Below are 6943 nucleotides of genomic sequence, written 5' to 3' on the forward strand. Positions count from 1 at the left end.
GTTGTCTCTACGTTTAATTGAATATACATTTCCAATCACCTCTAGATCAGTATGTATACCCCGAGCATTTTTGTACATTGTTATTCAAGCGGGAATGTACATATTTAAATTAGCATTTGTAATCAGGAGAAATACAGAATCGAAAGGGGATAAAAATAAGCATATAAGCAGTATCTCTAATATCAAATAAAATTAGGCAACTTAGCACCAATAGAATATTGTCATCAAGTAGCCTAATATGAAGTGGAATTTGTGTCTATAAACGTCAAGTGAATATTTTCATATAAAAATTAAGAGATATTATGATTTATCCTTTTTGCCAATACTTCTTTTCTCCTGCGATGTTTTAATTCATTTGTAATCAATTCATCTATATCTTTCTGTACCGTGAAATTAAGACCACATTGAAAGGAATCGCCAAAAGATCGACTCCAAATCACATCACCGAGTGCACGGATGTAGGTAACATCCAGTAGAAAGCGAACATTCATCTGCAAAGAGCTTTTCATTAAAAAACTCTCGATTTCTGGTCCACAAACAATCTTCATACCACGAGGGCTAATATCTAATATTTGCCCGATATATCGTTCATGACTTGCTAATTGTCCATTTAGGTAAATTTCATATTCTCCTTCTATAGGTGGATCAAAAATAAAACGAAACGCTTCTTTCCTTCTAAATTTCTAGTATTTCCCCCAAGTATTGAAAAGTAACAAAAAGTAATTTTTACCATTTATTATTTAAACATTTATCAAATCTTTTGCACAGTGTATTATGTAGCTTATTAATTATTATAAGAATAGTAATTATTTACTAAATTTTTACAGTTAATACAATCGAGTAGGAGGGAGTGATTAACTCCCGACCTCTCACACCACCGTACGTACGGTTCCGTATACGGCGGTTCAATTAAGATGAATAACGCAAAGTTTCGTAACGAACTTGCAGACTTTTCAGCCCTTGGCTTTCCCAGTAGGAATTGCCAAGGGTTCTGTGTAATATGGGGCTTTTTGAAATGCGCCAGTACCCTTTTCGGGTATTCCCCCACTCATATGCTTTCCCAAATGGAACTTTAAGACGAGTGAGATTTCTGACTCTAGTTCGAGGATTCTTCCAATTCTTCCAGAGGCACATTCGTAATCGCCGTTTAATCCAACTATCTAATGTTTTAAAGATAGAATGTGTATCCGCCAAGGCAAAATATCCACACCATCCAATTAAATATTGGTTTAGCTTCTCGATTCTGTATCCCATGGAGTATGGCATCTTTCTGGAGGTAATTTCTCGTATTTTCTTTTTCATTCGTTGTAGGCTCGTTTTCGCAATTCGAACCTTCGGTTCTTTGTGAAAGGTAAAACTAAATCCTAAGAACTTTCGTTTCCAAGGTCTATCAACTGCTGATTTGTTTTCATTTACCTTTAATCGAAGTTTACCTTCAATAAATCGCTGTACACTTGCCATTGTGCGCTTTCCTGCACGTTCACTTTTCACGTAAATGTTACAGTCATCTGCGTAACGAACGAATTTATGTCCACGTTTCTCTAATTCTTTATCAAGTTCATCTAATACGATATTTGAAAGAAGTGGACTTAAAGGTCCGCCTTGTGGTGTTCCTTCATCTGTACTCGAAACAACTCCATTAATCATGACACCAGCTTGGAGATATTTACGGATGAGTTTTAAGAGCGATTTATCTTCAATTCTTTTCGCTAATGTTGCCATCAGTCTGTCATGATTGACTTTATCAAAGAACTTCTCTAAATCCATATCTACTACCCAACGATATCCTTCTTTTATATACCCTTTTTGCTTTCCGGATAGCGTCATGAGCGCTTCGATTTGGTCTGAATCCATAACTGTTATTCGAAAAAGTTTTGTCATATTCTTTCGATAATATCTGCGATATGGCTTGTTGAATCAAACGGTCTGTCACGGTTGGAATACCTAATAAGCGCACACCGCCGTCTGGTTTCGGGATTTCGACTCGACGTACCGGTTGTGGTTCATAAGTTCCCGCTAGAATCTGCGATTTAATAGTCTCCCAATTTTCGAGGATATGCTGACGTAAGGTTTGTACGGGCATCATGTCTACTCCATGGCTTCCTTTATTCGCTTCTACTCGCTTTAATGCTTGTATCATGTTCTGCCGTTCAAGAATTTGATTCAACATCACCATTTCGTCCCTTTCCGTGAATAGCTTTTTTTTTTTTTTTTTTTTTTTTTTTTTTTTTTTTTTTTTTTTTTTTTTTTTTTTTTTTTTTTTTTTTTTTTTTTTTTTTTTTTTTTTTTTTTTTTTTTTTTTTTTTTTTTTTTTTTTTTTTTTTTTTTTTTTTTTTTCTTCTTTTGCCCAACTGGACTACACCCTCCGCAAATACCCTCGTGGGATTCACCACTACTTTCTAAGCGTGAGGTTTCTCTGTTTTCTGTGTTCGTTCATCCAAATTGGAAAGCCAAGGGCTATTCTCTCTTAGTTGTTCAGTCCTTCCGAATTGTTCTAGACCAATTCGTACTATGACCTCTGCTGACTTCTGACAGTTCAGCTACTTGTCACCAAGTAGGTTATGAAGGGTACTTCACGTTTCTGTCAGATCTCCCCGGGTAAGCACATGCACTTTCACACCATCTATCCGCCTCATTTACTCGGTATGACCTTCGACAGAATGGACTTTGTTTTGTATAGCAAACTCATCCAGTCATACCTAGCCTTATATGAGATTCGTGTTCCTCGGACCGGTGTTTTGCCTCCAGCTTCCTTCAGATTCCGCGTCACCACGGACACCCTTGCTCTTGGCTAACCTCTACTTCTGTCTTCGAGGCTCGGGACTTGCACCCTAGAGTTCATGCGCATGCCGGGCGCACTATAAAAAACCTCCCATTGAATATCAATGAGAGGTTAAATTATTAGACTTGTTGTGTATTACTATATTGTTGTTGACGAGTAATTTGAATCACTTGCTTCCATGTATCACGGAATTCAGTTGTTAATCCTATTACTTCATCGATAATTTCTATATCATTTTTAATATTCGCTTCAATAAGGCGACGGTTCATGTAGTCATATAAAGCAAGCATTTGGTTTGCCACTTCTTGTTCAGTTTTCAATGTCACCATTAATTCCTGAATAATCGCTTGTGCTTTTTGAAGATTATTATTTTTTTCTTGTATATTTTTTTCTTCAATTGCTTTTTTAGCTTTTACTAGGAATTTTAAACAACCATTGTATAACATTAGTGTGAGTTCTCCTGGAGAAGCAGTTGTAACACTATTTTGTTTGTATGCATTAAAGGCTGAAGTTGGTGTAGCCATATATTACACTCCTTTTTTAAAGAAAACTCTTATTTACTTTTTCTTATCATAGTACATGCCATCCATAACCCGAACAGATGAATAAGGATTCAAATATTGCTTTTCATTTTTCTTTGAAGATTGCAATATTTTCATATCCTTTTTTATTTCTTCTTTGAGAGTATCCAATCGTTCAAGAATTCCTTTATCTAGCTCAATCAACATCAAATGGACTTTATTTTGTGGGTTTAATTGAAACCCGTCTTGACCTAATAGCTCAATTATTTTCCCACGTTCATCCAACTGACGATCAGCTTCCTGAATAAATTCATCCCGCTTCTCTCCCTTTGGAATGCTTTCTAAGAATTTATAAAGTTTGGCTGATAGTTGGAGTAACTTTTGTTCATTATCCATGTTGGTATGTCTCCAATTCTATACAAAATATGAACTCAAGGAAGTAGATTGCTGATTAGCCTTATTAATCATTGTTTCCATAGCAGAGAATTGTTTCCAGTAACGAGATTCAATATCTACTAATTTTTTCTGCCAGGAATCAATACGGTTATTTATATCTTTTAGATATTTTCCAAGAGTAAATTGAGTATCATTCATGGTAGAGCGACCTGCACGTTCCTCAATCTTAGCTTGGATTTTATCAAAGGAAGCACGTAATTTTTTTAAATAACCACGCGTATCGGCTTCTTTTGAAACACCATTCACAATAATAGTATCCTTTTCTTTGCCATTTGAATTATTGAACAGTGTCGCTACTGCATCAGGATCTTCTTCTAAAGCTTTACGTAATTTGTTTTCATCTATTTCTAAAGTACCTCCTTCTAAATAGTTACTAGAAGAAGTAATACCAATACTAAATAATGTATTATATTTCGTATTAACAACAGCCGGATTTGATTCATAAATTAAACTTCTCATCGAAGAAAGACCATTTTGAATAATAGAGTCTCCTCTTAAAAGTCCACTTTTCGCCTTTTCTTCCCAAAGCTTAATTTCATTCTCTTCCATTTCTTTTCGTTGTAAAGAAGTTAATGGTTGAAAATCACGATATTTCGTTTCTTTTGTTAAATTATTCAGTTCCTTTACCAAAGTATTGTAAGTATTTACAAAATCCTTTATTTTTGTAACAATTTCATCTACGTTGGTTGTTGAAACCATAGTCACTGGATTAATCTGACTTGAGATATCACCATTATCTATTATATCTTGATAGTCCTTTTGAGCTACATCCAGTTTAGCTTGAGCAATTTCTAAACGTGTTTCTGCAGCATTATATGCAGTTTCTGCTTGTTGCCAATTTGATCTTGCCGCATCATTTTCAGCGAGAGATTGGAACTTTTCAAGTTGGTCTTTATAATTTAAGCCTGTCAATTTCATTAAATTATCTAATTGTTTTAACTGTGATGGACTTAAATTTTCCAATTTAGCAATAACATTTTGTGTTTTACCCTCAAATGGATTTTCAACTGATAAATCTAAACCAATAAGTTCATTAATTTCTGTCTCATCTAGACCTATGAATAAATCTTTGAAAAAACTACTATCAAATGAATTATAGATAGACTTTAATTTATCTGCATCTGCTTTTTGTTGAAAATCTGTAATTTCCGTTTCGGTCATATTATATAATTGTATAAGTTGTTCTTTAGATAACTTTAAGAGTGCTTCTTTTTGCAAAATAGTATCATTATCATTTATAGCTGTTTTAATTTCCTCTTCACTCATATCATTATCTATTGTTAAATCTTTAAATGCAGTAATCTGGTCCGCAGTGACTCCTTTGAAAATTTCATAATTTGCTGTAGCATTGAATTTTTTAAAATCTGAACTAAACGTTTGCAGTTCTTCTTTGGATAATTTCAGTAATTCCTCTTTTAACGAATCTGGTATATTGGAATCGTCATTGATTTCTTGTCTTATAACTTCTATATTTTTTGAACCATCAGCAAATATATTTTTTACTATATTTGTTAAATTTTCATTCTCAGAGATTGCAAAAAAACTAGAACCAAACTTCTTATATATCTCTTGTTCGGATAAATTTAATGTATTTCCAAAAGCTAATTTATAAGCATCATCATGTTTTTCTGATATTTTTTTAGTAATATCTTCATCATCTTCAAAATATGCATCTCTTGCTTGATTTCTAATGTCTAACTTTTGGTTTTTATTGTCAGTAGCGTATGAAAATTCATTAATCGCTGCTTGTAACTTTTCATTAAATGTATTTTCTGCATTAAAAGTTTTTTTCAACGTTACAGAGTATCCAGAAATAGAAAATGTATTAGTAGAACGCTCAGTAGCGATACCATTGACTTGAAAAATAGCATTTTTGCCATTCGATGCAAGATTATTAGGATTGTCCACATTCTTTACTATTTTAAAAGCTTTAAAGACTTCAATGCCGGAATCAACTTTAATTTCTGCATCTCCTTGTACGTCTCCAGTATTCATGGCCGTAATAGACAATTTCCCATTTTCAAAAACAGCACTAACCCCAGCACCACTACTATTTATTTTACTAACAAATTCACTAACCGTAGTGTTTTCTGTGAATTCAATTTTTGTCGCTTCTTTCGCTAAAGTTCCATCTTTTTGGATAGAACGAATGGCAATATTATAACTATCCGGTAAAGAAACACCACTATTTTGAAAAAGCTCCTTTAATGTTGTTGTACTTACTGCATTGACTTGATCGCCGATTGAGCGAGCAGCAGTAGCTAGCTGTGAAACCCCTTCAATCGAAAGCGTTCCAGAAGCTGATGAGCTCGCAGTAGCCGTTACATATTCCGAATTTGATGATGTTGCTGTTTTGGAGATTAAACTTTTTAAAATTAAATTATCTGCAATATAAGTATCTAAAGTTTGTAATTTAGTATTCACTTCACGATAAGCATCCCGCTGCCATTCATACGTTTGCTTTTTTTGTTCAAGCTTATCTAAAGGCGCTCTTTCTGCTACCATTAATTTTTCAACTAGAGTATCAATATCCATTCCAGAAGCTAATCCACCAATTCGCATAGCTGCCATATCATTTCCCCCTATATTTCACTTAGATCTTTTCGTCAACAATCATTCCAATTAGTTTTTGCATTTCATAATAAACATCTAGTAATTTTTTTGAAGGAATTTCTCTTACTACCTCTTTTGTTTCCGCATTAACTAATTGTACAAAATATTTTTCAAGTCCTTCATGGTAAACAAATTTTAATTCACTTTGATTGATTTCAAAAAACTCGTTTATCGAATCTACTACCTGTTGAAGCTTTTCTTTAGATATTTCTTGTTGTTCATTTGTCTGAATAGGTGATTGTGTATCTAATGTATTTTCAGTATTAACCGATTGCGATTCTATAGAAGTTGTAGTTACTTTATCTATTGAATTTGTATTTAATTCGATTCGCATACATTGTCCTCCCAAACAATAAACGTCCTACTCTTTTTATCGGAAGTTTAACTAAATCTTTTAAGTTCTATATAACCTATAGACTAATTAATAAGTAATATTTTATGTATTTTTAAACACTAGCGTCGCATTAAAATAATTTGGCGCAATATTATAATCTGAATTTTCTGTAACAACATATATGCATAAAAAAATCCCTTATAATGGTTGGAGGTAGTAACCGATCCAAATCCAAAA

6 protein-coding genes and 1 pseudogene are annotated in these 6943 nt (G+C 33.5%); all 7 read right to left on the reverse strand.

Annotated elements, in window-relative coordinates:
• Positions 1–290: 290 nt before the first annotated feature.
• On the reverse strand, positions 291–653 hold the full coding sequence (locus tag D8M03_RS18130; RefSeq protein WP_121215945.1) for a PilZ domain-containing protein: 363 nt from the start codon (positions 651–653) through the stop codon (positions 291–293).
• Between the two features lie 256 nt (positions 654–909).
• Positions 910–2173 (reverse strand): annotated as a pseudogene (gene ltrA, locus D8M03_RS16770) (group II intron reverse transcriptase/maturase).
• Complete coding sequence (locus D8M03_RS16775) at positions 2151–2351, reverse strand: hypothetical protein (protein WP_121215946.1); 201 nt, start codon at positions 2349–2351, stop codon at positions 2151–2153. Before D8M03_RS16775 ends, ltrA begins: the two are co-directional and overlap by 23 nt.
• A 550-nt stretch (positions 2352–2901) precedes the next feature.
• Positions 2902–3306, reverse strand: a complete 405-nt coding sequence (fliS, locus tag D8M03_RS16785) for a flagellar export chaperone FliS (protein WP_121215948.1) — start codon at positions 3304–3306, stop codon at positions 2902–2904.
• A gap of 33 nt (positions 3307–3339) precedes the next feature.
• Positions 3340–3699 (reverse strand): flagellar protein FliT, encoded by a 360-nt coding sequence (fliT, locus tag D8M03_RS16790; RefSeq protein WP_121215949.1) that lies wholly within the window; start codon positions 3697–3699, stop codon positions 3340–3342.
• Positions 3700–3717: 18 nt separating this feature from the next.
• Positions 3718–6330 carry a flagellar filament capping protein FliD gene (gene fliD, locus D8M03_RS16795; protein ID WP_121215950.1) on the reverse strand — a complete coding sequence of 871 codons (2613 nt, stop codon included), beginning with the start codon at positions 6328–6330 and terminating at the stop codon, positions 3718–3720.
• Between the two features lie 22 nt (positions 6331–6352).
• The gene (gene flaG / locus D8M03_RS16800; protein WP_121215951.1) at positions 6353–6706 is read right to left on the reverse strand and encodes a flagellar protein FlaG; all 354 of its coding nucleotides are present in this window, start codon (positions 6704–6706) and stop codon (positions 6353–6355) included.
• Positions 6707–6943 lie beyond the last annotated feature (237 nt).

The sequence above is a fragment of the Ureibacillus endophyticus genome (assembly GCF_003628435.1).
GTDB lineage: Bacteria > Bacillota > Bacilli > Bacillales_A > Planococcaceae > Ureibacillus > Ureibacillus endophyticus.

What these genes read in the sequence shown, in the direction of transcription:
- fliS (WP_121215948.1), bottom strand. Translation starts at nt 3,306, where the DNA reads ATGGCTACACCAACTTCAGCCTTTAATGCATACAAACAAAATAGTGTT.
- fliT (WP_121215949.1), bottom strand. Translation starts at nt 3,699, where the DNA reads ATGGATAATGAACAAAAGTTACTCCAACTATCAGCCAAACTTTATAAA.
- fliD (WP_121215950.1), bottom strand. Translation starts at nt 6,330, where the DNA reads ATGGCAGCTATGCGAATTGGTGGATTAGCTTCTGGAATGGATATTGAT.
- flaG (WP_121215951.1), bottom strand. Translation starts at nt 6,706, where the DNA reads ATGCGAATCGAATTAAATACAAATTCAATAGATAAAGTAACTACAACT.